This window comes from Herbaspirillum lusitanum P6-12, assembly GCF_000256565.1.
Classification (GTDB): Bacteria; Pseudomonadota; Gammaproteobacteria; order Burkholderiales; family Burkholderiaceae_D; genus Herbaspirillum; species Herbaspirillum lusitanum.
Genome location: NZ_AJHH01000518.1, coordinates 1 through 2,332 on the forward strand (window position 1 = coordinate 1; position 2,332 = coordinate 2,332).

The 2,332-nt window shown below is 60.5% G+C and carries 2 protein-coding genes; both read left to right on the forward strand.

Annotation, left to right across the window (positions count from 1 at the left end; genetic code table 11):
• Nucleotides 1-348 precede the first annotated feature (348 nt).
• Nucleotides 349-1,863: a TolC family protein gene (locus HLUSI_RS0117365; protein WP_238534027.1), complete on the forward strand. Its 1,515-nt coding sequence runs from the start codon at nucleotides 349-351 to the stop codon at nucleotides 1,861-1,863.
• The coding region (locus tag HLUSI_RS0117370; RefSeq protein WP_016835174.1) for an efflux RND transporter periplasmic adaptor subunit at nucleotides 1,860-2,332 on the forward strand (473 nt) is incomplete at its 3' end. The genes HLUSI_RS0117365 and HLUSI_RS0117370, both read left to right, overlap by 4 nt.

Sequence of the window (2,332 nt, forward strand, 5' to 3'; positions counted from 1 at the left end):
TTTTAAAAAAGTGAGACATGCGGTCAACTACGGCCCGTTCCTCCTGCGATAATGCGCGTCGAACGGATCGCGGCGATAAGCGGTATGGGGAGCGGGCGACAGGGGAAATTCACTCTGCATTTTCTTAAACACGACCTCCGTCTGTACTACGTTTGTAGTACAGACAAACACGGTTGAAATTCATATACTCCTCGCGTTTTCCCCGCAAATTACCTGCGGGCGATGATCAGTAAAATTCAAAAAATCGGCACAAGCAGCACATGGTTTGTTGATGATGCCAAACTGGGAGATGGTATGCAGCATGTATGTGGACGCTCTGTTTTCGTCGCAAGATTCAATCGCGCGTCTTTGTTAAAAACGACAATAGCCGGCGCCATCAGCGTGGTGATCCTCAGCGGTTGTTCAACGTTCGATGTCGAGTCGGCGCGACTGTCGACGGCGGAAATCCAGGCCACGTTGACCGAGGACAAGGCTGTGCTGACGCGCGACGTCGAGCCGCTGACCGGTCCGCTGACCTTGAACGAAGCGATTGCCCGCGCCCTCAAATACAATGCTGATCGTCGCTATCGGGCGATGGAGGAAGCAGTCGCCATGGGTAGCTTCGAAGCCGGCCAGTTCGACATGCTGCCCAAGCTGATCGCCTCGGCCGGTTACCGCAACCGCAACAATGATCTGATTACCCGCAGCACCGATTCCGTCACCGGCCGTCCGTCCCTGGCCAATCCCTATATTTCTTCCAGCCGCACGGCGATCACCAGCGAAGTCGGGATTTCCTGGAGCCTGCTCGACTTCGGCCAGAGTTATTACGCCGCCCGCCAGAACGCCGACCGCGTGCTGATTGCCGGCGAGCGCCGGCGCAAGGCGCTGCACAATCTGATCCTCGATGTTCGCACCGCCTATTGGCGCGTGGTCGCTGCACAAAAACTGATGCCGGCCTTGCGCGCCACCATCACCGAATCGGAGCAGGCGCTCAAGGACGCGCGCAAAGCCGAAGACGACCGCATTCGTTCGCCGCTGGAGCCGCTGCGCTACCAGCGCCAGTTGCTGGAAAACCTGCGTCTGCTGGAAACCATCGAGCAGGAACTGTCGACGGCGCGTATTGAACTCGCCACCTTGACCGCATTGCCGCTGGCCACCGACTACACCGTGGTGGAAGAAACCACGGACATCAACACCGCCTGGCTGAGCCAACCGATGGACAAGATGGAAGAAGTGGCCTTGCTGCGCAATCCCGATTTGCGCGAGGGGATCTACAACGCCCGCATCGCGCAAAAGGAAACCCGGCGCACGCTGCTCAAGTTCTTCCCCGGCTTGTCGTTCAACTACGGCTACAAGCGCAGCGACGACGACTACCTGATCCATCAGAACTGGACCGAGGCCGGCGCGCAGATCTCGTTCAATCTGCTGGGGCTGCTGTCGGCGCCGGCGCAGATGCGCCTGGCCGATGCCGGCGTGGCGCTGGCCGATCGGCGTCGCATGGCGATACAGATGGCGGTGTTAAGCCAGCTGCACATCGCGCGGCTGCAATATGCCAACACCGCGCGCCAGTATGAACGATCGGACGCCATCGCCCAGGTCGACGTGCGTCTTGCGCAACATGTCGCGAATCAGGCCAGCGCGCAAAAGCAGTCGGCGCTGGACAGAATCTCGCAGCAAAGCACCGCAGTGCTGTCGCAGTTGCGCCGCTACCAGGCCTTGTCCAATGCGCAGGCGGCAGCATCTCGCCTGCAAGCCACGCTGGGGATGGAACCCACCGTAGAGGCGACTGCCGACATGCCCCTAAGCACCCTGACCGCCGCCATCGGTAAGTCCTTGCAAACCTGGGATCAGGGCGTCTTGCCTGAATCCGGAAGCCGTCCATGATGCGGGCTTCAGCCAGTCCGCGTGCCCTCTGCCTGTTGGCCTGCGTGGCGGCATGTTCGGTCTCCGCGTTTGCTGCTGCGCCGCAGGCCGCCACCGGCACCGCGCTGGAAAATCGGGAAATCCGCGCGCAGTTGTCTCCACGCCGTTACACCACCTTGGCTGCGGAAGTCGGTGCCAAGATCAATCGCCTGCCGCTGACCGAAGGCGCGGCCTTCAAACAGGGGCAGCTACTTGTGCAGTTCGACTGCATGCTTCAGCAGGCGCAACTTGCCAAGGCTAATGCCGCGCTGATGGCGGCCGATACCGCGTGGCACGGCAATCAAAAACTGGCCGAGCTCAACTCGGTCGGGAAAATGGAACTCGACATCTCCAAAGCCGAGATGCTCAAGGCGCAGGCCGAAGTCAACGCCAACCGCACGCTGATCGGAAAATGCCAGATCGCGGCGCCGTTTGCGGGACGCATCGCCGA